Here is a 24,964-nt window from a genome sequence, read left to right as displayed (position 1 = left end):
TCAGCGGGTGATGCCGCGAGTCGACGCCTGGATCGAGTCGCGGAACACGGCGACTTCCGGGAACTGTGCTGCCGGCTCGGCCAGTTCGGCCAACGCCTGGTCAACGGTCAGCCCCTGGCGGTAGACCACCTTGTAGGCACGACGCAGGGCGTGAATCGCATCTTCGCTGAAACCACGACGGCGCATGCCTTCGAAGTTCATGCTGCGCGCTTCAGCCGGGTTGCCGAATACCGTGACAAACGCCGGTACATCCTTGCCGATGGCGGTGCCCATGCCGGAAAAGCTGTGGGCGCCGATATGGCAGTACTGATGCACCAGGGTGAAACCGGACAGGATCGCCCAATCATCAACGTGCACATGGCCCGCCAGGGCGGTGTTGTTGACCAGGATGCAGTGGTTGCCGATCACGCTGTCGTGGCCGATGTGCGCATAGGCCATGACCAGGTTGTGGTCGCCCAGCGTGGTCTCGGCACGATCCTGCACGGTGCCACGGTGAATGGTCACGCCTTCACGGATGATGTTGTGATCACCGATTACCAGGCGCGTTTCTTCACCCTTGTACTTCATGTCCGGGGTGTCTTCGCCTACCGAGGAGAACTGGTAGATGCGATTGTGTTTGCCAATGCGGGTCGGACCTTTGAGGATCACGTGCGGCCCGATGACTGTCCCCTCGCCGATTTCCACACCTGCGCCGATGATCGACCAAGGGCCGACCTCAACGTCGGCGGCCAGTACGGCCGACGGATCGATGATTGCGCGAGGGTCAATCAAACTCATAGTTTGCGTTCCGCGCAGATGATCTCAGCGGAGCACACTGGCTTGCCGTCTACCGAGGCCTGGCACTCGAACTTCCAGATCTGGCGCTTGCAGCTGATGAACTTGGCTTCCAGGATCAACTGGTCACCTGGCGTGACCGGGTTGCGGAAGCGCAGCTTGTCGGAGCCCACGAAATAGTAAAGCGTGCCGTCGGCAGGCTTGAGGTCGAGCATTTTGAAACCAAGGATACCGGCAGCCTGGGCCATCGCTTCGATGATCAGCACGCCTGGCATGATTGGATGCGCAGGAAAGTGACCATTGAAGAACGGTTCGTTGATGCTGACATTCTTGTAGGCACGAATGCGCTTTTCCTCGACATTGAGGTCCACTACGCGGTCCACCAGCAGGAACGGGTAACGGTGAGGCAGGTATTCGCGAATCTCGTTGATGTCCATCATTTCGGGGGGAAGCCTGTAATAAAGATTGGGGGCGGGCGAACTAAAGCACGCCCCGCTAGCAAATCAAGGAGGCAGTCTAGCGGCTGTGCACACTTGATATGGAAATGGTATCAGCCTTCTGATGAAGCATTACCGCCAGGGGTCACGTCTCCAACACGCTTTTCCAGCTGCTTGAGACGTCGAGCCATGTCGTCGAGCTGCCTCAAGCGCGCTGCACTCTTGCGCCATTCAGCGGCGGGCTGCATGGCGGTTCCGGATGAGTAGGCCCCGGGCTCGGTAATCGAGTGGGTGACCATGGTCATGCCGGTAATGAAAACGTTGTCGCACACTTCGATATGCCCCACCAGCCCAACGCCACCGGCGAGCATGCAATGCTTGCCGATCTTGGTGCTGCCGGAAATACCTACGCACGCAGCCATGGCGGTGTGATCGCCGACCTGTACGTTGTGGGCGATCTGAATCTGGTTGTCGAGCTTCACGCCATTGCCCAGCACGGTATCGGCCAGGGCCCCGCGATCGACAGCGGTGTTGACGCCGATTTCCACATCATCGCCGATCAATACACCGCCCACCTGGGCGATCTTGTTCCAGATGCCTTTCGAATTGGCGAAGCCGAAGCCCTCGCCACCGATCACGGCACCCGACTGGATGACCACGCGCTCACCGATACGTACATCGTGATACAGGGTCACACGGGGCGCCAACCAGCCATCGGCACCAATGGTGCAGCGGGCGCCGATAAAGCAGTGCGCACCCACCGTTACCCCGGCCGCAATGCGCGCGCCACTTTCGATCACCGCAAAGGCGCCAATGCTTGCCGCAGGATCAACCTGGGCATCATCGGCGATCACCGCAGACGGATGAATCCCGGCTGCGGCCTTGGGTTTTGGATCGAACAGGTGCGACGCCCGTGCATAAGCCAGGTACGGGTCAGCTACCACCAATGCATCCCCCGTAAACCCTTCGGCGTCGGCGGCCTTCAGCAACACGGCTGCGGCTTGGCTATCAACCAGGTATTTACGGTATTGAGGATTTGCGAGGAAGCTCAACTGAGCTGGGCCAGCCTCCTGCAAGGTGGCTAGCCCAGTGATTTCTTTCTCCTTGGAGCCACGCAAGGTGGCCCCCAGGAACTCGGCCAACTCGCCGAGCTTGATAGTCGCGGTCATGGCTTACTTCAGCTGGTTCATGCGCTCGATCACCTGACGGGTGATGTCGTATTGAGGCTTGACGTCGATCACAGCGCCACGCTCGAACACCAGGTCAAAGGCACCTTTCTTGATGACTTCTTCCACAGCGCTGTCGAGTTTCGGCTTCAGCTGTTTCAGCATTTCACGGTCGGCAACAGCCTTGGCTTCGTTCAGTTCTTTGGACTGGAACTGGTAGTCACGGGCCTTTTGCTTGAATTCAAGCTCCAGGCGCTCGCGCTCGCCTTGCTGCATTTTGTCACCACCGGCAACCAGACGATCCTGGATACCCTTGGCGCTGCTTTCCAGCGTCTTGAGCTTGGTCAGTTGCGGACCGAACTTTTTCTCGGCATCCACGGCGTATTTCTTGGCCGCGTCCGACTCCAGCAGAGCCATCTGATAGTTCAGGACGGCGATTTTCATTTCGGCGAAGGCCGGGGTGGTTACCAGCACAGTTGCCAGCAGAACCAATTGAGTCAACTTACGCACGATGTACTCCTACAGAATCCGTTGTCGTTATCTTGGGTCAGACGCTTAGAACGTCTGGCCGAGGGAGAATTGGAAAATCTGGGTTTCAGCGTTATCCGGTTTCTTGATCGGCATGGCCAGAGCAAAGCTCAACGGGCCGAGCGCAGTCACCCACGTCACACCCACACCCACGGAACTGGCGAGGTTACTCAGACTGATATCGTTGCACTGAGTCTGAGACTTCACGCCACTCGGGTTGGTGATCTGGTCGCACTTGGAGTCGAACACGTTACCCACGTCCCAGAATACCGAGGTCCGCAGCGAACGCTGATCCTTGACGAATGGCAGCGGGAACAGAATTTCCGCACCACCCTGGATCAACACGTTGCCACCGAACGGCAGCGGGTCGTTGTCCGAGTCAGCCACTGTGCCATTGTTGCCGGTTACGCCAACACCACGGCTCGGAGTACCACGCGGGCCGAGGGTGCTGTCCTTGAAACCACGTACAGAGTTGAAGCCACCTGCGTAGTAGTTCTCGTAGAACGGTAGACCATGAGTCGAACCATAACCATCGCCATAACCCAATTCGGTGTGCAGGCGCATGGTGTAGTTATCGCTCAGTGGCTGGAACAACTGGCCACGGTAGTCGAGCTTGAAGAACGACAGGTCGCTGCCCGGCGTGGTTGCTTCCAAAGTCAGGCTCTGGGAGTGGCCACGGGTCGCCAGTACGCCTTTGTTCAGGGTCGACTCGGACCAACCGGCCGATGCCTTGAAGTTCAGGAACTTGTCACCTTCGGTACGCACGAAGTTGAAGATCTCGTCCACGGTGTACACACCGGTCTTGATCTCATCCTGTTGCGCGGTCAGGCCGAACGTCAGACGCGAGGTTTCGCTGATCGGGTAACCGATGTTGACACCGGCACCGAGGCTGTCGATCGCATAGCTTGCAACGTCAACGTCGAGGTCTTTGTAGTCGGTGGTGCGGTAGAAGGCGTTGTAGCCCAGGCTCACACCGTCGGCAGTCCAGTAGGGGTCGACATAACCGAAGTTATAGCGGCTCTGGTATTCGCTTCGGGTCAGGCCGATGGAAACCTTGTTACCGGTACCGAGGAAGTTGTTCTGGGTAATCGAACCACCGAGGATCAGGCCGGCACTCTGTGCAAAGCCGACGCTGGCGGTGATCGAACCCGACGCTTGCTCTTCTACGGCGTAGTTCACGTCAACCTGGTCATCCACACCCGGTACAGCCGGGGTCTCAACGTTGACTTCCTTGAAGAAGCCCAGCCGCTCAAGACGGGTCTTGGACTGGTCGATCAGGTAAGTTGACGCCCAGCCACCTTCCATCTGGCGCATTTCACGGCGCAGCACTTCGTCCGCAGACTTTGTGTTGCCACGGAAGTTGATGCGGTTCACGTAGGCACGCTTGCCTGGATCGACAACGAAGGTGATGTCCACGGTGTGGTCATCATCATGCGGGGTCGGTACGCCGTTGACGTTGGCGAAGGTGTAGCCTTCGTTACCCAGGCGACGGGTGATCAGCTCGGAAGTGGTGGTCATCAGCTTGCGCGAGAACACTTGGTTCTTCTGCACCAGCAGCAGGGCCTTGACCTGGTCTTCAGGGACTTTCAGGTCGCCGCTGAGCTTCACGTCACGAACGGTGTACTTCTCGCCTTCGTTGACGTTGACAGTGATGTAGACATGCTTCTTGTCAGGGGTGATGGACACCTGGGTCGAAGCGATATCCATGTTGATATAGCCACGGTCCAGGTAGTAGGAACGCAGGCGCTCCAGGTCACCGGACAGCTTTTCACGGGCGTACTTGTCATCGTTCTTGAAGAACGACAACCAGTTGGTGGTCTTGAGTTCGAACAGGTCGATCAGGTCGTCATCAGAGAACTTGGTGTTGCCCACCACGTTGATGTGCTGAATGGCGGCCACGGTGCCTTCGTTGATGTTGACCTTCAGGCCGACACGGTTACGAGGCTGCGGGATCACTTCCGTTTCCACGGTCGCGGAATAGCGGCCCTGGGCAACGTACTGGCGTTGCAGTTCGTTACGCACACCCTCGAGTGTGGCGCGCTGGAAGATCTCGCCTTCGGCCAGGCCGGATTGCTTGAGGCCCTTCATCAGGTCTTCAGTAGAGATCGCCTTGTTACCCTCGATCTCGATACTAGCGACGGAAGGTCGCTCGACCACGGTGATGACCAGGACGTTGCCTTCGCGACCCAGTTGGATATCTTGAAAGAACCCGGTTTTGAACAGCGCACGAGTGGATTCCACCAGGCGACGGTCATCAGCCTGTTCCCCGACGTTCAACGGCAAGGCACCAAAGACGCTACCTGCGGAAACCCGCTGGAGGCCGTTGACGCGAATATCGGAGATAGTGAAGGACTCGGCGTGAACTTCGGCGATCATCAATACGGTGAGAACCGCAGTTAGCAGCAGACGTTTCATGAAGTCCTTTCTTATTCCAACTGGCAATAAACAAACTGCCGCAAAATGCGGCAGATTCGCAATTCAGCGAAGCGTTACAGTCGTCCCAGATCGTTGACCAGAGCTAACAACATCACCCCGACCACCAAACTGATACCGATCTGTATCCCCCAACCCTGCACCCGATCCGACAAGGGGCGACCACGCACCCACTCGACCAGATAAAACAACAGATGCCCCCCATCCAATACTGGAATGGGCAGCAAATTCAAAACCCCCAGGCTAATACTCAGATAAGCCAGGAAATTCAGGAAATCTGCGACACCCGACTGGGCAGAAGCGCCCGCCACTTTAGCAATGGTTATCGGTCCACTCAAGTTTTTTACCGAGAGCTCGCCGAACAACATTTTCTTGAGGGATTCGAGGGTCAGCACACTCATGGTCCAAGTGCGTTTCGCACCCTCGCCAATCGCTGCCAAAGGCCCGAAGCTGACCTCGCGCACCATCGACGGCGGCCACTCTACGCCCTTGACTCCAGCACCCAGGTAGCCCCCGGCCGCCTTGGCTTCGCCCCGCACCGACAAGGTCACAGGGACGTCGATTTGAGCACCATCGCGCTCAACTTTCAGCACAATTTTGGTATCAGGGCGTACACGCACCAGATCGACCACTTGTTGCCAGTCGCCCAGCGACTGACCATCGAGCGCCAGCAGTCGATCGCCGGTTTTCAAGCCGGCAGCCTGGGCCGGACCTTTCGGGTCCAGCTCCGCAAGGACCGGCGGCAGCGCAGGGCGCCATGGGCGAATACCCAGGGATTTGATCGGGTCCGGCTCATCGGCGCCTTTAAGCCAATGATCCAGGGCCAACTCACGTGGCGTCTCAGTGGTGGAGTCTTGTTCGCGCACCACCACATTGACGGTGCCGCTTTCGCCCAAGCGACGAACCAACTGCAGATTGACCGCGCCCCAGCCAGTGGTGGGTTCGCCATCAATGGAAACAATTTCTTGCCCAGCAACCAGGCCGGCCTTGGCCGCCATGCTATCTGCCTCGACCGCACCGATAACCGGACGCACTTGCTGACTACCCAGCATCGCCAAGACCCAGAAAAACACCATCGCCAACAGGAAGTTGGCAATCGGGCCCGCGGCAACAATGGCAATGCGCTGACGAACGGTCTTGCGGTTGAAGGACTGGTCCAGTTGATCGGCCGGCACTTCGCCTTCACGCTCATCGAGCATCTTGACGTAGCCGCCCAGCGGAATGGCCGCAATCACGAACTCGGTGCCATGGCGGTCGTGCCAGCGTACCAGCGGCATGCCGAAACCGACGGAAAAGCGCAATACCTTGACGCCGCAACGACGCGCCACCCAAAAGTGGCCGAATTCGTGGAAGGTAACCAACACACCCAGAGCAACCAGGGTGCCGACAATCATGTAGAGCGCACTCATCTAATTTCTCCGCATTCCAATCCAGTGCCCGAAGGCCTACTGCGCCGACAGACTAACGCGCATTGCGGTTCAGCCATTGCCCGGCCAGCGCTCGAGCCTTTGCATCCGCCTCGAACACCGCGCCCAGGTCATTCACCGCGACCACAGGCTCAAGGCTCAGCACGTCCTCGATGATACTCGCGATCTGCGGAAAGCGGATGCGCCCATCAAGAAACGCCGCCACCGCCACTTCGTTAGCCGCATTGAGCATGGCCGGCGCACTGTTGCCGGCCTCGGCCGCTTGTCGCGCCAGGCGCAGACAAGGGAAGCGCTGCTCGTCCGGTGCCTCGAAGTCCAGGCGGGCGATGGCAAACAGATCCAGAGGCGCGACCCCGGAATCGATCCGCTCAGGCCACGCCAGGGCATTGGCGATCGGTGTGCGCATGTCGGGGTTGCCCAACTGCGCCAATACCGAACCGTCCACATAGTCGACCAGGGAATGAATCACACTTTGTGGGTGAATCACCACCTCAACCTGATCCGGCCGGGCATCGAACAGCCAGCAGGCTTCGATCAACTCCAGGCCCTTGTTCATCATGCTGGCTGAGTCTACGGAGATTTTGCGCCCCATAGACCAGTTCGGATGAGCACAAGCCTGGTCAGGAGAGACATGCTCCAGCTCCGCCGACGGCGTCTGACGGAACGGGCCACCCGAAGCGGTCAGCAGAATGCGACGCACGCCGACCTGGCTCAGACCACGGGAAAAATCCCCCGGCATGCACTGGAAGATCGCATTGTGCTCACTGTCGAGAGGCAGCAATACGGCGCCGCTCTTGCGCACCGCCTGCATGAAGAGTGCGCCGGACATCACCAGCGCTTCTTTATTGGCCAGCAGGATCTTCTTGCCCGCATCAACAGCCGCGAGCGTCGGACGTAGGCCCGCAGCACCAACGATGGCTGCCACGACGGTATCGACCTCGGCATCTGCCGAAACCTGGCAAAGCCCCTCCTCGCCCACCAACACTTGAGTGGCAAGACCGGCTGCCCGCAGATCTTCCTGCAAGCCACGGGCTGCTGCCGCCTCAGGCACTACAGCAAAACGCGGCGCGTGGCGCACGCACAAGGCCAGCAGCTCACTCAGGCGGGTAAACCCGGTCAGGGCGAAAACTTGATAACGGTCCGGGTGACGCGCGATCACATCCAGGGTGCTCAACCCTACCGAGCCGGTTGCACCCAGCACGGTCACTTGCTGCAGGCGGCTCACGAAGCGGTCATCCACAACAGTACGGCGAAGATAGGAATCGCAGCAGTCAGGCTGTCGATACGGTCCAGCACACCACCGTGACCTGGCAGCAGGTTGCTGCTGTCCTTGATCCCGGCCTGGCGCTTGAACATGCTTTCAGTGAGGTCACCGACTACGGAGATAAACACGACGACAGCGGTACCCAACAGCGCCAGGAAGATCTCCTTGGCTGACCAATCGCGTACAACACCGACCACCAGCGTGATGACCAGGGTCAATGCCAGACCGCCGTACACCCCCTCCCAGCTCTTGCCCGGGCTGACAGCCGGCGCCAGCTTGCGCTTGCCGAAGGCCCGACCTGAGAAGTACGCGCCGATATCAGCGCCCCACACCAAGACCATTACCGCCATGATCAGCCAGTTGCCCATGGGCGAATTCTTGATTTCCACCAACCCTTGCCAGGCCGGCAGCAGAATCAACAAACCAATCACCAGCTTGCTGGCAACGCTGGACCAGTGACCGCTGGTGCGCGGAAACGTCAACACCAGGAAAGTCGCAAGCGCCCACCACAACACAGCCGCCCCCAACACCCAAGGCACGACGATGCTCGACAGGGTATGCATCAGAAACAGCAGCACCGCGACCACGGCGGCGTACACCACGCGCGGCAATTGCGCATTGAAACCCGCCAGGCGCGCCCATTCCCAGGCGCCCAGGGTCACGACTAGGCCGATAAACAGCGCAAAGCCGGAACCATCGAGCAGGAAGAACCCGCACAAGGCGATCGGCAGCAGGATCAGTGCAGTGATGATTCGTTGTTTAAGCATTTAAACCCGGGCTCCAGCTTCGATCTGCTCGCTCGTTTTACCGAAGCGACGCTGACGGGAAGCGAAATCGGCCAGCGCATTGCGCATGGCATCGTGTTTGAAGTCCGGCCAGAACAGGTCGGAGAAGTACAGCTCGGTGTAAGCCAGCTGCCACAGCAGGAAGTTGCTGATGCGGTGCTCACCACCGGTACGGATGCACAGGTCCGGCAACGGCAGGTCACCGGTGACCAGGCAGGTTTGCAGCAGTTCGGGCGTAATGTCGTCCGGCCGCAGATGACCGGCCTGCACTTCGCGGGCAAGGCGTTGCGCCGCTTGCGCGATATCCCACTGACCGCCGTAGTTGGCGGCAATCTGCAGCACAAAACGGTTGGCGCCGGCCGTGATAGCTTCCGCCTCGCGCATGGCTGCCTGCAGCTCCGGGTGAAACCGCGAGCGATCACCAATGATGCGCAGGCTGATGTTGTTGTCGTTGAGACGTTTGGCCTCACGACGCAGGGCCTTGAAGAACAGGTCCATCAAGGCACTGACTTCTTCGGCAGGGCGCTGCCAGTTTTCACTGGAGAAGGCGAACAAGGTCAGCACTTCGACCTTGGCTTCGGCGCACACCTCAATCACAGCCCGCACCGCATCGACACCCGCTTTATGCCCGGCTACACCCGGCATAAAGCGTTTCTTCGCCCAGCGATTATTCCCATCCATGATGATCGCGACATGGCGCGGCACCACAGAGGGTACAGTCTGCTTGGTCTTTTCCATGAAGGCGTCCTGACCCCTTATACGGCCATCAGGTCCTTTTCTTTTTCTTCCGTGGCCTTGGTGATCTGGGCCTCGGCATCTTTGGTCAGCTTGTCGATATCGGCAACGGCACGACGCTCTTCGTCTTCGCTGATTTCCTTGTCCTTGACCAGCTTCTTCAGGTCACCCAGGGCATCGCGACGGATGTTGCGCACGGCAACACGGGCATCTTCTGCTGCGCTGCGCGCCTGCTTGGTGAAGCCCTTGCGGGTTTCTTCGGTCAGGGCTGGCATGGAGATCAGCAGCAACTCACCCAGGTTGGTCGGGTTGAGGTTCAGGCCGGCGCTCTGGATTGCCTTGTCGACCGCGGCGAGCATGTTGCGCTCGAATGCCACGACCTGCAGGGTACGCGAGTCTTTCACGGTGACGTTGGCCACGCCGCTCAGCGGGGTGTCAGCGCCGTAGTAAGGCACCATCACGCTGCCCAGGATGCTCGGGTGCGCCTTGCCGGTACGAATCTGGCCGAATGCGTGGCTCAGAGACTCCAGGGATTTCTGCATACGCGCTTGGGCGTCTTTCTTGATTTCGTTGATCATTGTTGGCCTTCCTCGATCAGAGTCCCTTCCGCGCCGCCGTGTACGATATTCAGCAGGGCGCCGGGCTTGTTCATGTTAAATACGCGCAGCGGCATCTTGTGGTCGCGGCACAGGCAAATAGCCGTCAGGTCCATCACGCCCAGCTTGCGATCCAGTACTTCATCGTAGGTCAGATGATCGAACTTCTCGGCATGCGGGTCTTTGAATGGGTCTGCGGTGTACACACCATCCACCTTGGTGGCCTTGAGCACCACATCGGCATCGATCTCGATGGCACGCAGGCAGGCAGCCGAATCGGTGGTGAAGAACGGGTTACCCGTGCCGGCGGCAAAGATCACCACTTCCTTGGAGTTCAGGTGGCGCATGGCTTTACGACGATCATAGTGATCGGTCACGCCGACCATGGAAATAGCCGACATCACGATGGCCGAGATATTGGCGCGCTCCAGGGCGTCGCGCATAGCCAGGGCGTTCATCACAGTGGCCAGCATGCCCATGTGGTCGCCCGTGACCCGATCCATGCCGGCTGCACTCAGCGCCGCGCCGCGGAACAGGTTGCCGCCACCGATCACCAGGCCGACTTGTACGCCGATACCGACCAATTGGCCGACCTCCAGCGCCATGCGGTCGAGCACCTTGGGATCGATCCCGAACTCTTCCGAGCCCATCAGGGCCTCGCCGCTAAGCTTGAGTAGAATGCGTTTATAGCGAGCCTGATAACCACTGCCCTGCTGAGCCATTGCGAATCTCTCCTGCGGCGTATTTTTTAAAAATTCTTGGCGAGCCGTTTACGGCTTGCGTTCACTCTAGCTGGACGCTATCACAGCGCCATCGGAACACGGCTTTGTAAGCCAGTTCCGAGGGGAAGCCAAATAAAATCGGCCTTCCCATTTGAAAAGAGGCTGCGCGCGTGAGCGGGCAGCCTCTTTCGGGCGACAGTTTAAAACTGTCTTATTGCTTGGCGGCAGCCAGCTGGGCAGCAACTTCTTCAGCGAAGTTGTCGACCGGCTTCTCGATGCCTTCGCCTACTTTGAAGTAGGTGAAGGAAACGATTTCAGCACCGGCTTTCTTGGCCAGGTCGCCAACCTTGATTTCAGGGTTCTTGACGAACGCCTGCTCAACCAGGCTTGCTTCAGCCAGGAACTTGCTGATACGGCCTTTGACCATGTTCTCAACAATGTTTTCTGGCTTGCCTTTGATTTTTTCTTCGTTCAGCTGCAGGAATACAGCTTTTTCACGCTCGATCGCTTCGGCCGAAACTTCCGAAGGCAGCAGGAACTCAGGGTTGCTTGCAGCAACGTGCATAGCGATGTCTTTGGCCAGCTCTACGTCGCCGCCTTTCAGAACAACCGCTACACCGATCTTGTTGCCGTGCAGGTAGCCACCAACCACGTCACCTTCAACGCGGGCCAGGCGACGGATGTTGACGTTTTCGCCAACCTTGCCGACCAGTACCAGGCGAGCAGCTTCTTGAGCTTCGATCAGAGGCTCAACGGTGGTCAGCTTGTCAGCGAATGCTTTTTCAACGCTGGCAGCCACGAATGCCTTGAAGTCGTCCTGCAGAGCCAGGAAGTCGGTCTGCGAGTTCACTTCCAGCAGAACAGCGGACTTACCGTCTTCTTTCAGAGCGATAGCGCCTTCAGCAGCGACGTTGCCGGCTTTCTTGGCGGCCTTGATGGCGCCCGAAGCACGCATGTCGTCGATGGCTTTTTCGATGTCGCCGCCGGCCTTGGTCAAGGCCTTTTTGCAATCCATCATACCTTCGCCGGTACGCTCACGCAGTTCTTTAACCAACGCTGCAGTAATCTCTGCCATTTCAAAATCCTCTTGGATAGGTTTTCAACCATTCCACCCGATCAAACGGGCGATCAATTCTTCCCGAACCACCCTTGTAGGCCGCTGCACGTTACAAATGATGTAGCTGCGCTGCCGACAAATGGTTTTCGAGGTGGCAAAAAGGGGGCCAAGCCCCCTTTTTGCTTACTGAGTCAACGCCAGGGCGCTATTACTCAGCGGCAGCTACCGGAGCTTCTTCAACGAACTGCTCGGTACCACCTGCAACGTGGTTGCGACCACGGATTACAGCGTCAGCCATCGAACCCATGTACAGCTGGATAGCGCGGATTGCGTCATCGTTGCCTGGGATGATGTAGTCAACGCCTTCCGGGCTGCTGTTGGTATCGACTACGCCGATAACAGGGATGCCCAGCTTGTTGGCTTCGGTGATCGCGATGCGCTCGTGATCAACGTCGATAACGAACAGTGCGTCAGGCAGACCGCCCATGTCCTTGATACCACCCAGGGAACGATCGAGCTTTTCCAGGTCACGGGAGCGCATCAGCGCTTCTTTCTTGGTCAGCTTGGCGAAAGTACCGTCTTCGGCTTGTACTTCAAGGTCACGCAGACGCTTGATGGAAGCACGGATGGTTTTGAAGTTGGTCAGCATGCCGCCCAACCAGCGGTGATCGACGTACGGCGAACCGCAACGTGCTGCTTCTTCAGCAACGATCTTGCCAGCGGAACGCTTGGTGCCGACGAACAGAATCTTGTTTTTGCCCTGTGCCAGACGCTCTACGAAAGTCAGAGCTTCGTTGAACATTGGCAGGGTTTTTTCAAGGTTGATGATGTGGATCTTGTTACGCGCGCCGAAAATGTATTTACCCATTTTCGGGTTCCAGTAACGGGTCTGGTGACCGAAGTGCACACCGGCCTTCAGCATATCGCGCATGTTGACTTGGGACATGATAGTTCCTTAATAAGTCGGGTTTGGCCTCCACGTATCCCAATGACCAACCAGCGGCATCAAGGCCTCCGGCACCCAGGTCATCGTGTCGACACGTGTGTGGATTTAAGCTTTGCGGGGTATCCCCGGAAAGCGGCGCATTTTATACCACAGCATCGACGAAAACGAAACCCGCAATCACATCTGCCGTCGACCGCTTTCACGCAAGCCCTTGAATAGAGCCCACAACCCCCTACCTTATAGAGAGAAGCGATTATCAGAGGCTCATGATTTGACGCCATCGTCTGTTAGAATCGCGTTTTTTGTGGCTTGTGCGAATTCTGTAACCTTTTGTCGCACGCCCGTAAACCGTATTGATTTCAGCGCGTCGCGCTAGAGAGAGCCTGTATGACCGTAAGTTTGAAAACCGCCGAAGACATCGCCGGCATGCGCATCGCCGGCAAACTGGCTGCCGACGTGCTGGAAATGATCGCCGAACACGTCAAGCCCGGCGTCACCACCGACACCCTGAACCAGATCTGCCACGACTATATAGTCAATGTGCAAAAGGCCATCCCTGCCCCGCTGAACTACAAGGGTTTCCCCAAGTCGATCTGCACCTCGGTCAACCACGTGGTCTGCCACGGGATCCCGGGCGACAAGCCTTTGAAAGACGGCGACACCCTGAACATCGACGTCACCGTGATCAAGGACCGCTACTTCGGCGACACCAGCCGCATGTTCCATGTCGGCACTGTGCCGGTCTGGGCCGAGCGCCTGTCCCAGGTGACCCAGGAATGCATGTACAAGGCCATCGAAATCGTCAAACCCGGCTGCCGCCTGGGCGACATCGGTGAAGTGATCCAGAAGCACGCGGAAAAGAACGGCTTCTCGGTGGTGCGCGAGTTCTGCGGCCACGGCATCGGCACCGTGTTCCACGAAGAGCCACAGATCCTGCACTACGGCCGCGCCGGCACCGGCATGGAGCTGAAAGCAGGCATGACCTTCACCATCGAGCCCATGATCAACCAGGGCAAGGCCGACACCAAGGTGCTGGGCGACGGCTGGACCGCCATCACCAAGGACCGCAAGCTCTCGGCCCAATGGGAACACACCCTGCTGGTCACCGAAACCGGCTACGAAATCTTCACCCTGCGCGCCGACGACACGATCCCGCGCACGTCGGGTGCGGCTTCGGCGTAAAGCTTGCTTAGGTTTTCCCCCACTGTGTTGTGACTGACTGATAGATAGAAAGGAAAACCGATCGATGCCCCAGGTGGATCCCGAACTCTTCGACCGTGGCCAGTTCCAGGCCGAACTGGCGTTGAAGGCAAGCCCCATCGCCGCCTTCAAGAAGGCTATCCGCCAGGCCCGCGAGGTGCTCGATGAGCGCTTTCGCAGTGGCCGGGACATCCGCAGGCTGATCGAGGACCGCGCCTGGTTCGTCGATAACATCCTGCAAAAGGCTTGGGAGCACTTCAGCTGGAGCGAAGACGCCGACATCGCTCTGGTGGCGGTCGGCGGCTACGGGCGCGGCGAACTGCACCCCTACTCCGACATCGACCTGCTGATCCTGCTGGACAGCGCCGACCATGAGATCTTTCGCGATTCCATCGAGCGTTTTCTCACGTTGCTGTGGGACATCGGCCTGGAAGTTGGCCAGAGCGTGCGCTCGGTGGACGAATGCGCCGAAGAGGCCCGCGCCGACCTGACCGTCATCACCAACCTGATGGAAAGCCGCACCATCGCCGGCCCCGAACGCCTGCGCCAGCGCATGCTCGAAGTCACCAGCACCGCGCACATGTGGCCAAGCAAAGACTTCTTCCTCGCCAAACGCGCCGAGCAGAAGGCCCGGCACCACAAATACAACGACACCGAATACAACCTGGAACCCAACGTCAAGGGCTCGCCCGGTGGCCTGCGGGATATCCAGACGATTTTGTGGGTTGCCCGTCGCCAGTACGGCACCCTGAACCTGCGTGCCCTGGCGGGCGAAGGCTTCCTGGTGGAAAGCGAAAACGCCCTGCTGGCCGCCTCCCAGGAGTTTCTGTGGAAAGTGCGCTACGCCTTGCACATGCTCGCCGGGCGCTCCGAAGACCGCCTGCTGTTCGACCACCAACGCTCCATCGCCACCCTGTTGGGGTTTGAAGGCGAAGACGCGAAGACCAGCATCGAAAGCTTCATGCAGCAGTACTACCGGGTGGTCATGAGCATTGCCCAGCTCAGCGACCTGATCATCCAGCACTTCGAAGAAGTGATCCTCGCTCCTGAGGACGAAGCACCACCTCAGCCGATCAACTCACGCTTCCAATTGCACGACGGCTATATCGAGGCGCGCAACGACAACGTCTTCAAACGCACCCCGTTCGCCATGCTGGAAATCTTCGTGCTGATGGCCCAGCAGCCGGAAATCAAGGGCGTGCGCGCCGACACCATCCGTTTGCTGCGGGAAAACCGTCACCTGATCGACGATGACTTTCGCAACGATATCCGCAACACCAGCCTGTTCATCGAGCTGTTCAAGTGCAAGATCGGCATCCACCGCAACCTGCGGCGCATGAACCGCTACGGCATCCTCGGGCGCTACCTGCCGGAGTTCGGCTTTATCGTCGGGCAGATGCAGCACGACCTGTTCCACATCTACACCGTGGACGCCCACACCCTGAACCTGATCAAGCACCTGCGTAAGCTGCAGTACACCCAGGTGTCAGAGAAATTCCCGCTGGCCAGCAAACTCATGGCCAAGCTACCCAAGCCCGAGCTGATCTACCTCGCCGGCCTGTACCACGACATCGGCAAGGGCCGCCATGGCGATCATTCCGAAGTCGGCGCCGTCGACGCAGAGGCGTTCTGCCAGCGCCACCAGTTGCCGCTGTGGGACAGCCGCCTGATCGTCTGGCTGGTGCAGAACCACCTGGTGATGTCAACCACCGCCCAGCGCAAGGACTTGTCCGACCCGCAGGTGATCCACGACTTCGCTGGCATCGTTGGCGATGAAACCCGCCTCGACTACCTGTATGTGCTGACGGTCTCCGACATCAACGCCACCAACCCCACGCTGTGGAACTCCTGGCGCGCCAGCCTGCTGCGCCAGCTCTACACCGAGACCAAGCGCGCCCTGCGCCGTGGCCTGGAAAACCCAGTGGACCGCGAAGAGCAGATCCGCCGCACCCAAAGCGCAGCCCTGGACATCCTGGTGCGTGGCGGCAACGACCCGGACGATGTCGAGCAACTCTGGTCGCAACTGGGCGACGACTACTTTCTGCGCCACACCGCCGGCGATGTGGCCTGGCACAGTGACGCGATCCTGCAGCAGCCGGCCGATGGCGGGCCTTTGGTGCTGATCAAGGAAACCACCCAGCGCGAATTCGAAGGCGGCACGCAGATTTTCATCTATGCGCCGGACCAGCACGACTTCTTCGCCGTGACCGTGGCCGCCATGGACCAGCTCAACCTGAACATTCATGACGCACGGGTCATCACCTCCAGCAGTCAGTTCACCCTCGACACCTACATTGTGCTCGACACCGACGGCGACTCGATCGGTGACAACCCGGTGCGGGTGAAAAAGATCCGCGAAGGCCTTACCGAGGCCCTGCGCAACCCTGACGACTACCCGACCATCATCCAGCGCCGGGTACCGCGCCAGCTCAAGCACTTTGCGTTTGCGCCCCAGGTGACCATTTCCAACGACGCCCAGCGGCCGGTGACCGTGCTGGAACTCAGCGCACCGGATCGCCCGGGGTTGCTGGCACGCATCGGCGGGATCTTCCTGGAGTTCGACCTGTCGTTGCAGAACGCCAAGATTGCGACCCTCGGCGAGCGCGTGGAAGACGTGTTCTTCATCACCGACGCCGATAACCAGCCGCTGTCCGATCCGGAGCTGTGCCTGCGCTTGCAGGAAGCCATCGTGCAACAGCTGAGCGTGACCCAGGAACCCGGCGTCGAGCTCACGCGCCTGACCCTTTGAATTTTCAACTTTGTGAACACACCCTTTTGTAGGAGCCGGCTTGCCGGCGATACGGCCACCTCGGTGCCTCAGGTGTACCGAGGCGATGCCATCGCTGGCAAGCCAGCTCCTACAGGGTCTGTGTTTACCGTAATAGAGGCTTACATGAACAACGCCCTGAACCAGCTCCAGCCCTACCCGTTCGAAAAACTGCGCGCCCTGCTCGGCAGCGTCACGCCCAACCCGGACAAGCGCCCGATCGCGCTGTCCATCGGCGAACCCAAGCACACGTCCCCGGAGTTCGTCGCCAAGGCCTTGGCCGACAACCTCGACCAGATGGCGGTGTACCCGACCACCCTGGGCATCCCGGCCTTGCGCGAGGCCATTGGCGCCTGGTGCGAACGCCGTTTCAACGTGCCCAAGGGCTGGCTGGACCCTGCGCGCAACATCCTGCCGGTGAACGGCACCCGCGAGGCGCTGTTCGCTTTCACCCAGACCGTGGTCAATCGCGGTGACGACGCCCTGGTGGTGAGCCCGAACCCGTTCTACCAGATCTACGAAGGCGCGGCGTTCCTGGCCGGTGCCAAGCCACACTACCTGCCTTGCCTGGATGCCAACGGCTTCAACCCGGATTTCGATGCCGTGACGCCGGACATCTGGAAACGCTGCCAGATCCTGTTCCTGTGCTCCCCGGGTAACCCGACCGGCGCGCTGATCCCGGTCGATACCCTGAAAAAACTCATCGCCCTGGCCGACGAACATGACTTCGTCATCGCCGCCGACGAGTGCTACAGCGAACTGTACTTCGACGAACAAACCCCACCACCGGGCCTGTTGAGCGCCTGCGTCGAGCTGGGCCGCCAGGACTTCAAGCGCTGCGTGGTATTCCATAGCCTGTCCAAGCGCTCCAACCTGCCAGGCCTGCGCTCCGGTTTTGTGGCCGGCGACGCCGACATCCTCAAGGCGTTCCTGCTGTACCGCACCTATCACGGCTGCGCGATGCCGGTGCAGACGCAACTGGCCAGCATTGCAGCCTGGCAGGATGAAGCCCACGTGCTCGACAATCGTGACTTGTATCGCGAAAAATTCGACGCTGTGTTGGCGATTCTCAAGCCGGTGCTGGACGTAGAGAGCCCGGATGGCGGCTTCTATTTGTGGCCGAATGTGAAGGGCGACGACACCGCGTTCTGTCGCGACCTGTTCGTGGAAGAACACGTGACCGTGGTACCGGGCTCGTACCTGTCTCGCGAGGTGGACGGCTTTAACCCAGGCGCCGGTCGTGTACGTCTGGCACTGGTCGCGCCGTTGGCGGAGTGCGTGGAAGCAGCGGAGCGGATTCGCGACTTTATTCAACGCAGACGATGAAAGGCCGAGCCCACGCGCTCCACACATACATGGGCTTACACTCTCACACAGCATGATCAGGAACGTTCTTGTGGTCTGGACGAATAAACCAATACCTTCGTCCTACCTGACCACAGGAACAACCATGATCAGTGCAGCCGCTCATCCAGCTACTCGCTACTCACCAGCCACCACTCAAAGCGCTGACCCCACCACCGACGCGCCCGCTCTTTCAAGGCATCGGCGCAACATTGGTGAGCCTCGCAAGTACTGGCCGCAGAACAGCACGATCAAAATCGCCCTATTCGAACACGCCCCGGACAGTGAATATGCGAAGGCGGTCAAAGCAGCCGCGAGCGAGTGGTTGCCCCATATCAATCTCAAATTCGAATTCGTGGCAGGCAACAAAGGCGATGTTCGAATTGAAGCCGTCAGAAACAGCGCCGGCCACTCAGTCATCGGCAAAACGTCGAATCGCATGGGCCAGGCGATCCCGTCCATGACACTACCGACAGACCACAAGCACCCCAGGTTCCCATACGTTGTCATGCATGAGTTTGGACATATGCTGGGGGCTCATCACGCCCACCAACATCCAGACTCGAACATTCCGTGGAACAGAGATAAGACCTACGAGTACTACAAGAAAACCCACAACATGGGTAAGTCTGAAGTAGACAACAATGTCCTCCCCTTGCCCAAACGGCCGAAATACGACCTGCTTCCCTATGACGGAGACTCTATCATGCACTATGAAATCAAGCCGGACGTTACGGATGGGAGCTGGGGCCAGTCCGAAACCTGGTCGTTGAGTGACGGCGATATTGCCTGGGCGAAAAAAGCCTACCCCAAAGAACAGCCAACTGAGTCGCCAGTCACCTGATCTTGCCCAGGTTCGCCTCACTCATATCCAGATCCGCCAGCACCTCACGTAGCACGTCATCACCAATCTGGTGATGACGACTCAGACTGTACAACTCCAACCGCTGCGCCCGCAGGGCCTTGAGCCGCAATTTTCGCTCCAACAGGTCCATCTGCTGTGCCAGCGCCTGGGCTTCGGCGGAGTCGTTGAACACGTCCAATTGATGACGATATTCCGACATCAGCCGTGCCTTGAGCTCAGTGGCAAGCGCGGCTTGGGCGGCGTCCTGAGTTTCGGCGTCTGCGGGCTCTTCTGCCTCAAGCGCATGGATTGCCGCGACGGCAGTCTTCTTCCAGGCTTCGCGCACTTCCTTGTGGCGTTTTTCGTCCGGGCTCTTCTCAATGCCTCGCAGCAACAATGGCAAAGCGATACAGGCGGCAATCAGCGACAACAGAATCACCCCGGCCGCGATGAAAATCAGCAAGTCACGTTCAGGAAAAACCTGTCCAGGCGCCAGCAACAACGGCACCGACATCACACCCGCCAACGTCACCGCACCGCGCACGCCGCCGACCGTCAACAGCCAGCAGGAACAGGCGGTCGGTACCAGCGTCAATTCACTTTTCCCACGCAACCTGCGCAGTAAACCCGACAGCCGCCAGATGCTCTGCACCCAGATAAAACGCAGCACCACCAGCACCAGGAAGATCGCGACCACATCCAGGCAGCGATAAAACAGAGTTGGCCACAGTGTCGGCTCATGGCTGACCACCGCCTTGATAATGTCCGGCAACTGCAGGCCCAGCAGCAGGAAGATCAAGCCGTTGAAAGCAAACTCCAACAACGACCAGACGCTGCGGTTGAGCAAACGCGTGCTCGTCTGGCGCGGCAGCAGGTCGAGCCAGCTTTGCATCATGCCCGCTGCTACCGCCGACAAAATCCCCGACGCGCCCAAACGCTCAGCCAACACATAAGCGGCAAACGGCAGCAGCAACATGAACACCACGTGGGTCGCCGGGTCATCCCAACCCCGGGCAATCATCCACGCACGCAAACGGCCCACCAGCCAGCTCAGCGCAACCCCCACGGCCAGGCCACCGACGGCCACCAAGACAAACGTGAGGCTGGCATCGGCCAGGGAAAACACCCCGGTCAACGCCGCCGCCAGGGCGAACTTGAAGGTCACCAGGCCCGACGCATCATTCATCAATGCCTCGCCCTGCAACATGTGCATCAGCGGAGTAGGCAAACGGTTCTGGGAAATGGCGGACACGGCCACAGCATCCGTCGGCGACAAAACCGCCGCCAGGGCGAAGGCCACCGGCAGCGGGATCGTAGGCAATATCCAGTGAATGAAGTAACCGGCACCGACCACCGTGAACAGCACCAGCCCCACTGCCAGCGTCAGGATCGGCCCGCGCAGCCGCCACAGCTCGCGCTTGGGCATGCGCCAGCCATCGGAGAACAACAACGGAGGCAGGAACAGAAACAGGAACAGTTCCGGGTCCAGCGCTACGTGCAACCCTAGCGTGGGCCACGCCAGCAAGGCACCGGCGGCAATTTGCACCAGGGGTAACGGCAGAGGAATCACACGCCCGACCAGACGCGAAACGCTGACCAGCATCAGCAGGATAAGAACGGTGTAGGCGGTTTGCATAACGCGGTTTTCCCGGACAATCGACGTGCAACGACACACATACGGCAACAACTCGCCGTTGAAGTGCCATATAACCCAGCTATGTTACCCACCTGGCTGCAGCCTGACATTTGCACATAAGTCGCACGCCGGCATGACGAGCGGCACCCAAACCCGCTGGTCGTGGCATAATCCGTGACCTTCCGTTTTCACACGCTCAAAGGGGGCAATTCCTTGACCGCTTCAAGCAAAACGTTGCACCTTTTCGGCATCAAAGCCTGCGACACCATGAAAAAGGCCCGCACCTGGCTCGATGAGCACGCTGTGAGCTATGAGTTCCACGACTACAAAACAGCCGGTATCGACCGCGAACACTTGACCCAATGGTGCAACGAGCACGGTTGGCAGGTGGTTTTGAACCGTGCGGGCACCACCTTTCGCAAACTCGAAGACGAACGCAAAGCCGATCTCGATCAGTCGAAAGCCATTGAATTGATGCTCGCGCAACCTTCGATGATCAAGCGCCCGGTGCTTGATCTCGGTGACAGAACCCTGATTGGCTTCAAGCCAGATAGTTATTCGGCGGCCCTCAAGTAGGCCAGCCCTTTCCATTTTGTAGAGGTAACAGCATGTCCAATTCCCTGTTCAGCCTGGGCTTCGGCGTCGGCACTCAGAACCGCCAAGGTGCTTGGCTGGAAGTGTTTTACGCACAACCGCTGCTCAACCCATCGGCCGAGATCATCGCCGCCATTGCACCGATCCTCGGTTACACCCAAGGCAACCAGGCGATCACCTTCACCATCAGCCAAGCACTGCAACTGGCTGATGCGCTCAAGAATGTCGATGCGACCCAATCCGCGCTGCTCAATCGCCTGGCTGAAAGCCACACGCCACTGGTCGCCACCCTGCTGGCCGAAGACGCCGCACTGACCTCCACGCCGGAGGCCTACCTCAAGCTGCACCTGCTGTCCCATCGCCTGGTCAAGCCCCACGGCCTGAGCCTGGCCGGTGTGTTCCCGCAACTGCCGAATGTGGCCTGGACCAGCCAGGGCGCCATCGACATCAGCGAACTGGCCGAACGCCAACTGGAAGCGCGCCTGCGTGGCGAGCTGCTGGAAGTGTTCTCGGTGGACAAGTTCCCGAAAATGACCGACTACGTGGTTCCGGCCGGCGTGCGTATCGCTGACGCAGCGCGTCTGCGCCTGGGCGCCTACGTGGGCGAAGGCACCACCGTGATGCACGAAGGTTTCGTCAACTTCAACGCCGGCACTGAAGGCCCGGGCATGATCGAAGGCCGTGTATCGGCTGGCGTGTTCGTCGGCAAGGGCTCGGATCTGGGCGGCGGTTGCTCCACCATGGGCACCCTGTCGGGTGGCGGCAACATCGTGATCAAGGTGGGCGAAGGCTGTCTGATCGGCGCCAACGCCGGTATCGGTATCCCGTTGGGCGACCGCAACACCGTGGAATCGGGCCTGTACGTCACCGCTGGCACCAAGGTTGCGCTGCTGGACGAGCAGAACCAACTGGTCAAGGTGGTCAAGGCACGCGAACTGGCCGGCCAGCCGGACCTGCTGTTCCGCCGCAACTCCGAGACCGGTGCCGTGGAGTGCAAAACCCACAAATCGGCCATCGAACTGAACGAAGCGCTGCACGCTCACAACTAAGCAGCCACTCGATGCCACTAGCGGGCCCCTACCCCGGGGCTCGCTTATACGAGTCTTTATCACCATGCTTGTGCCCTCTCCCTGGCGCGCCGACTTTCCGGCCATCGCCACCCTGCAACGGCAAGACCAGACCTACCTGGACAACGCCGCCACCACACAAAAACCCCAAGCCCTGTTGGATGCCATCAGCCATTACTACGCCAATGGCGCAGCCAATGTGCACCGTGCCCAGCATTTGCCAGGGGCTCACGCGACTCAGGCGTTTGAAGACAGCCGCAGCAAGGTCGCGCAGTGGTTGAATGCAGGTGACAGCGGGCAAATCGTGTTCACCCACGGCGCGACGTCGTCGCTGAACCTCTTGGCCTATGGCCTTGAGCACTTATTCAATGCGGGCGATGAGATTGTCATCAGCGCCCTGGAACACCACGCCAACCTGCTGCCCTGGCAGCAACTGGCCAAACGCCGCGCGCTGAACCTGGTGGTATTGCCCCTGGGTGACGACGGCGTGATTGACCTTGCCGCCGCCGCCGAACTGATCGGCCCGCGCACGCGCCTGCTGGCGGTGAGCCAGTTGTCCAACGTGCTCGGCGCCTGGCAGCCACTCGACGCCTTGCTGGCACTGGCCCAGCCACATGGCGCACTGACCGTCGTCGACGGTGCCCAGGGCATCGTCCATGGCCGTCACGACGTACAGGCCCTGGGGTGCGACTTCTATGTCTTCTCCAGCCACAAACTCTACGGGCCGGACGGCGTCGGCGTGCTGTTTGGTCGCAACGAAGCCCTGCATCACCTGCGCCACTGGCAGTTCGGGGGCGAGATGGTGCAACAGGCCGACTACCACAGCGCCAGCTTTCGCCCGGCGCCCCTGGGTTTCGAAGCCGGCACGCCGCCGATCGCCAGCGTAATCGGCCTGGGGGCCAGCCTGGACTACCTGGGTTCGCTGGACCAAAACGCAGTGATCACCCACGAAGCCGCCTTGCACGACTATTTGTTGCGCGGGCTCAAAGCGCGCAATGGCGTGCAGGTACTCGGAGCGCCACAGGTGGCCTTGGTCAGTTTTGTGGTCGAGGGCGTGCACAACGCTGATCTCGCCCACCTGCTGACTGAGCAAGGCATTGCCGTGCGGGCCGGTCATCATTGTGCGATGCCGTTGCTCAAGGCGATGCAGCTGTCGGGGGCGATTCGTGTGTCCCTGGCGCTGTACAACGACTCCGACGATCTGGAGCGTTTCTTTGAAGCGCTGGATCAAGCGCTGGATATGCTGCGATGAGTTTGCCGGTGGATGCAGTGGCAGCGCTTGAAGCCTTCCAGGCTGTCGGCAGTTGGGAACAGCGCGCGCGGATGCTGATGCAATGGGGCGAACGTCTGCCGGCCCTGGCCGACGGGGATAAAGTCGACGCCAACCTGGTGCAGGGCTGTGAAAGCCTGGTCTGGTTGGTGGGGCACTTGCAGGATGGCCGTTGGCAGTTTGCTGCCGCCAGCGATGCACGGATGATTCGCGGGTTGGTGGCGCTGTTGCTGGCGCGGGTCAATGGGTTGACGGCCGCTGAGTTGCAGGCTGTTGATCTGCCGGACTGGTTCAACCAGCTGGGGCTTTCCCGCCAACTGTCGCCGTCCCGCAGCAATGGCCTTAACGCGGTCCTGCAGCGCATGCGAGCGTTGGGCCATACATAAAAACAAATGTGGGAGCTGGCTTGCCTGCGATAGCGGTGGATCAGTCAACATTTTCAGTGACTGACATACTGCAATCGCAGGCAAGCCAGCTCCCACATTTTGAATATGTGCAGGGCAGCGAAATCTAAGCGGGTTTGGTTCGCTCCGACGGCCGGCGCACCCCGGCAACGATCTTGTCCACCGCCTTGGTCGCCGCGACCATGCCAAACGTCGCCGTCACCATCATCACCGCGCCAAACCCACCCGCGCAGTCCAGCTTCACCCCATCCCCGACAAAACTCTTCTGCAAGCAGATGCTGCCATCCGGCTTGGGATAGCGCAGTTGCTCGGTGGAAAACACACACGGCACGCTGTAATGGCGGGTCACGGTGCGCGAGAAGCCGTAGTCGCGGCGCAGGGTTGAGCGCACTTTGGAAGCCAACGGATCGTTGAAGGTACGGTTGAGGTCACACACCTGGATCAACGTCGGGTCGATCTGCCCGCCGGCGCCCCCGGTGGTGATGATCTGGATCTTGCGGCGCTTGCACCAGGCAATCAGCGCCGCCTTGGCGTTGACCGCGTCGATGCAGTCGATCACGCAGTCGATGTCTGGCGTGACGTATTCGGCCATGGTGTCGCGGGTCACGAAGTCCGCGACCGCGTGCACCGTGCAATCCGGGTTGATGCCGCGCAGGCGCTCAGCCATCACCTCGACCTTGGGTTTGCCCACGGTGCTGTCCAGGGCATGCAACTGGCGGTTGCTGTTGCTGACGCAGACGTCGTCCAGGTCAAACAGCGAAATCTCGCCCACCCCGCAACGGGCCATGGCTTCCGCCGCCCAGGAACCCACGCCGCCGATGCCGACGATCGCCACATGGGCCGCTTTCAAGCGTTCCAGGCCTTCAATGCCATACAAGCGGGCGACGCCTGCAAACCGTGGATCTTCTGTACTCATGACCATTACCCCAAAAACCGGCGCGCATTATGGACTACAGAGCGACAAGTTC

The 24,964-nt window shown here is 59.6% G+C and carries 23 protein-coding genes; 8 read left to right on the top strand and 15 right to left on the bottom strand.

Annotation, left to right across the window (positions count from 1 at the left end; translation table 11 throughout):
• From lpxA to rpsB, 13 genes are all read right to left on the bottom strand, one after another.
• Positions 1-777, bottom strand: coding sequence for an acyl-ACP--UDP-N-acetylglucosamine O-acyltransferase (lpxA, locus tag AC07OV_RS05355; protein ID WP_176994696.1), 777 nt, complete (start codon positions 775-777; stop codon positions 1-3).
• Positions 774-1,214, bottom strand: a complete 441-nt coding sequence (fabZ, locus tag AC07OV_RS05350) for a 3-hydroxyacyl-ACP dehydratase FabZ (RefSeq protein ID WP_003172281.1) — start codon at positions 1,212-1,214, stop codon at positions 774-776. Before fabZ ends, lpxA begins: the two co-directional genes overlap by 4 nt.
• Positions 1,215-1,324: 110 nt before the next feature.
• Positions 1,325-2,380, bottom strand: coding sequence for a UDP-3-O-(3-hydroxymyristoyl)glucosamine N-acyltransferase (gene lpxD / locus AC07OV_RS05345; RefSeq protein WP_176994695.1), 1,056 nt, complete (start codon positions 2,378-2,380; stop codon positions 1,325-1,327).
• Positions 2,381-2,383: 3 nt separating this feature from the next.
• Positions 2,384-2,887: an OmpH/Skp family outer membrane protein gene (locus tag AC07OV_RS05340; RefSeq protein WP_003172279.1), complete on the bottom strand. Its 504-nt coding sequence runs from the start codon at positions 2,885-2,887 to the stop codon at positions 2,384-2,386.
• Positions 2,888-2,932: 45 nt separating this feature from the next.
• Entirely contained in the window at positions 2,933-5,320 is a 2,388-nt protein-coding gene (gene bamA / locus AC07OV_RS05335; RefSeq protein WP_176994694.1) for an outer membrane protein assembly factor BamA, read from the bottom strand.
• Between the two features lie 74 nt (positions 5,321-5,394).
• Complete coding sequence (gene rseP, locus AC07OV_RS05330) at positions 5,395-6,747, bottom strand: sigma E protease regulator RseP (RefSeq protein WP_494998193.1); 1,353 nt, start codon at positions 6,745-6,747, stop codon at positions 5,395-5,397.
• Between the two features lie 52 nt (positions 6,748-6,799).
• A complete protein-coding gene (ispC, locus tag AC07OV_RS05325) occupies positions 6,800-7,990 on the bottom strand; it encodes a 1-deoxy-D-xylulose-5-phosphate reductoisomerase (RefSeq protein WP_494998194.1) in 1,191 nt (396 codons plus the stop codon).
• Positions 7,987-8,796, bottom strand: a complete 810-nt coding sequence (locus AC07OV_RS05320) for a phosphatidate cytidylyltransferase (RefSeq protein ID WP_494998195.1) — start codon at positions 8,794-8,796, stop codon at positions 7,987-7,989. Before AC07OV_RS05320 ends, ispC begins: the two co-directional genes overlap by 4 nt.
• Positions 8,797-9,552 (bottom strand): polyprenyl diphosphate synthase, encoded by a 756-nt coding sequence (uppS, locus tag AC07OV_RS05315; RefSeq protein WP_016974405.1) that lies wholly within the window; start codon positions 9,550-9,552, stop codon positions 8,797-8,799.
• A gap of 17 nt (positions 9,553-9,569) precedes the next feature.
• On the bottom strand, positions 9,570-10,127 hold the full coding sequence (frr, locus tag AC07OV_RS05310) for a ribosome recycling factor (RefSeq protein WP_016974404.1): 558 nt from the start codon (positions 10,125-10,127) through the stop codon (positions 9,570-9,572).
• The gene (gene pyrH / locus AC07OV_RS05305; RefSeq protein ID WP_003189161.1) at positions 10,124-10,867 is read right to left on the bottom strand and encodes a UMP kinase; all 744 of its coding nucleotides are present in this window, start codon (positions 10,865-10,867) and stop codon (positions 10,124-10,126) included. Before pyrH ends, frr begins: the two co-directional genes overlap by 4 nt.
• A 211-nt stretch (positions 10,868-11,078) precedes the next feature.
• On the bottom strand, positions 11,079-11,942 hold the full coding sequence (gene tsf, locus AC07OV_RS05300) for a translation elongation factor Ts (protein ID WP_016974403.1): 864 nt from the start codon (positions 11,940-11,942) through the stop codon (positions 11,079-11,081).
• A 190-nt stretch (positions 11,943-12,132) separates the two neighbouring features.
• Positions 12,133-12,870, bottom strand: coding sequence for a 30S ribosomal protein S2 (gene rpsB, locus AC07OV_RS05295; protein ID WP_003189158.1), 738 nt, complete (start codon positions 12,868-12,870; stop codon positions 12,133-12,135).
• A gap of 387 nt (positions 12,871-13,257) precedes the next feature.
• Between rpsB and map the strand changes: the two genes are divergently transcribed.
• The 4 genes from map to AC07OV_RS05275 all read left to right on the top strand — a co-directional run bounded on the left by map (position 13,258) and on the right by AC07OV_RS05275 (position 19,025).
• Entirely contained in the window at positions 13,258-14,052 is a 795-nt protein-coding gene (gene map, locus AC07OV_RS05290; RefSeq protein WP_176994689.1) for a type I methionyl aminopeptidase, read from the top strand.
• A gap of 64 nt (positions 14,053-14,116) precedes the next feature.
• Positions 14,117-16,819, top strand: coding sequence for a [protein-PII] uridylyltransferase (locus tag AC07OV_RS05285; RefSeq protein WP_495091732.1), 2,703 nt, complete (start codon positions 14,117-14,119; stop codon positions 16,817-16,819).
• 144 nt (positions 16,820-16,963) lie between these two features.
• The gene (gene dapC / locus AC07OV_RS05280; RefSeq protein ID WP_494998197.1) at positions 16,964-18,163 is read left to right on the top strand and encodes a succinyldiaminopimelate transaminase; all 1,200 of its coding nucleotides are present in this window, start codon (positions 16,964-16,966) and stop codon (positions 18,161-18,163) included.
• A 124-nt stretch (positions 18,164-18,287) separates the two neighbouring features.
• A complete protein-coding gene (locus AC07OV_RS05275) occupies positions 18,288-19,025 on the top strand; it encodes a M12 family metallopeptidase (RefSeq protein ID WP_495091731.1) in 738 nt (245 codons plus the stop codon).
• Here AC07OV_RS05275 and AC07OV_RS05270 read toward each other — a convergent pair.
• The gene (locus AC07OV_RS05270; protein ID WP_495091730.1) at positions 19,018-20,661 is read right to left on the bottom strand and encodes a Na+/H+ antiporter; all 1,644 of its coding nucleotides are present in this window, start codon (positions 20,659-20,661) and stop codon (positions 19,018-19,020) included. The genes AC07OV_RS05275 and AC07OV_RS05270 overlap by 8 nt on opposite strands.
• A gap of 267 nt (positions 20,662-20,928) precedes the next feature.
• Here AC07OV_RS05270 and AC07OV_RS05265 point away from each other — a divergent pair, with 267 nt between their 5' ends.
• The 4 genes from AC07OV_RS05265 to AC07OV_RS05250 all read left to right on the top strand — a co-directional run bounded on the left by AC07OV_RS05265 (position 20,929) and on the right by AC07OV_RS05250 (position 23,978).
• On the top strand, positions 20,929-21,237 hold the full coding sequence (locus AC07OV_RS05265; RefSeq protein WP_231982825.1) for an arsenate reductase: 309 nt from the start codon (positions 20,929-20,931) through the stop codon (positions 21,235-21,237).
• Positions 21,238-21,269: 32 nt separating this feature from the next.
• Positions 21,270-22,304 (top strand): 2,3,4,5-tetrahydropyridine-2,6-dicarboxylate N-succinyltransferase, encoded by a 1,035-nt coding sequence (gene dapD / locus AC07OV_RS05260; protein ID WP_495091729.1) that lies wholly within the window; start codon positions 21,270-21,272, stop codon positions 22,302-22,304.
• A gap of 64 nt (positions 22,305-22,368) precedes the next feature.
• Positions 22,369-23,574, top strand: a complete 1,206-nt coding sequence (locus tag AC07OV_RS05255; protein WP_495091728.1) for an aminotransferase class V-fold PLP-dependent enzyme — start codon at positions 22,369-22,371, stop codon at positions 23,572-23,574.
• Positions 23,571-23,978, top strand: coding sequence for a SufE family protein (locus AC07OV_RS05250; RefSeq protein WP_494998202.1), 408 nt, complete (start codon positions 23,571-23,573; stop codon positions 23,976-23,978). Before AC07OV_RS05255 ends, AC07OV_RS05250 begins: the two co-directional genes overlap by 4 nt.
• Before the next feature lie 124 nt (positions 23,979-24,102).
• Here AC07OV_RS05250 and tcdA read toward each other — a convergent pair whose 3' ends face one another.
• Positions 24,103-24,912, bottom strand: a complete 810-nt coding sequence (gene tcdA, locus AC07OV_RS05245) for a tRNA cyclic N6-threonylcarbamoyladenosine(37) synthase TcdA (RefSeq protein WP_495091727.1) — start codon at positions 24,910-24,912, stop codon at positions 24,103-24,105.
• Positions 24,913-24,964: the final 52 nt, after the last annotated feature.

It is taken from the genome of Pseudomonas sp. GW821-FHT09A09 (genome assembly GCF_059418405.1).
This window is presented reverse-complemented; position numbering and strand designations above follow the sequence as displayed.